This window comes from Paraburkholderia sp. BCC1885 (assembly GCF_900996235.1).
Lineage (GTDB): Bacteria > Pseudomonadota > Gammaproteobacteria > Burkholderiales > Burkholderiaceae > Paraburkholderia.
On record NZ_CAAJGM010000007.1, the window covers coordinates 1 to 1237 of the forward strand.

The 1237-nt window shown below is 52.0% G+C and carries 2 tRNA genes and 1 rRNA gene; all 3 read right to left on the reverse strand.

Going from position 1 to position 1237, the window contains the following annotated elements:
* A 23S ribosomal RNA gene (locus FQ755_RS00045) occupies positions 1–672 on the reverse strand; the annotation flags it as partial.
* Between the two features lie 357 nt (positions 673–1029).
* Positions 1030–1105: transfer RNA gene (locus FQ755_RS00050), tRNA-Ala, on the reverse strand.
* Between the two features lie 53 nt (positions 1106–1158).
* A tRNA-Ile gene (locus tag FQ755_RS00055) sits at positions 1159–1235 on the reverse strand.
* Positions 1236–1237 lie beyond the last annotated feature (2 nt).

Genomic DNA, 1237 nt, shown 5'->3' on the forward strand with positions numbered 1-1237 from the left:
CGGGTCTACACCCAGCGACTGAACGCCCTGTTCGGACTCGCTTTCGCTACGCCTGCCCTAATCGGTTAAGCTTGCCACTGAATGTAAGTCGCTGACCCATTATACAAAAGGTACGCCGTCACCCCCTTGCGAAGGCTCCGACTGTTTGTATGCATGCGGTTTCAGGATCTGTTTCACTCCCCTCCCGGGGTTCTTTTCGCCTTTCCCTCACGGTACTGGTTCACTATCGGTCGATCACGAGTATTTAGCCTTGGAGGATGGTCCCCCCATCTTCAGACAGGATTTCACGTGTCCCGCCCTACTTGTCGTACACCTAGTTCTTCCTCGCTGTTTTCGTCTACAGGGCTATCACCTGCTATGGCGGCACTTTCCAGAGCCTTCGACTAACAATGAAGATAAAGAGTACAGGCTGGTCCCATTTCGCTCGCCACTACTCTGGGAATCTCGGTTGATTTCTTTTCCTGCGGCTACTTAGATGTTTCAGTTCGCCGCGTTCGCTTCTCATGACCTATGTATTCAGCCATGGATACTCCATTCGGAGTGGGTTTCCCCATTCGGACATCGACGGATCAAAGCTCGTTTGCCAGCTCCCCGTCGCTTTTCGCAGGCTACCGCGTCCTTCATCGCCTGTGATCGCCAAGGCATCCACCACATGCACTTGTTCGCTTGACCCTATAACGGGTGTGTCTCTCTCGGCCAGCGTTAGTGCTTTAGCACTTACGCTGGCCCGACCCCCGAAGGGGGTGTCGATTCACAACCGCTACAGGTTGAGTATTCGTGTTGCGCCGTATTCCAAAGCAATCTTTCGATCACTTAAAAATACTTTCGATACAATCACAACCCTGATTCACCTACTCACACACCCATCTCTAAGTATGCTTTCGTGAATCTCTTTACTACTTCTTCCTGATTGTTAAAGAACGACAGCCGATATCGCAATCTCTGATTGCGTATCACTCTGACTGGCTCAATCGCCAATGCATAACACTCTGCAGCTACTGCGCTTGCAGAACACTAGGCATTGAGGATTGGTGGAGGATGACGGGATCGAACCGACGACCCCCTGCTTGCAAAGCAGGTGCTCTCCCAGCTGAGCTAATCCCCCAGTCATACAGATACCCCAGAGGTTTTAGACGATCAGCACACCAGACAAGACTTTGGTGGGTCTGGATGGATTCGAACCATCGACCCCCGCCTTATCAAGACGGTGCTCTAACCGACTGAGCTACAGACCCCT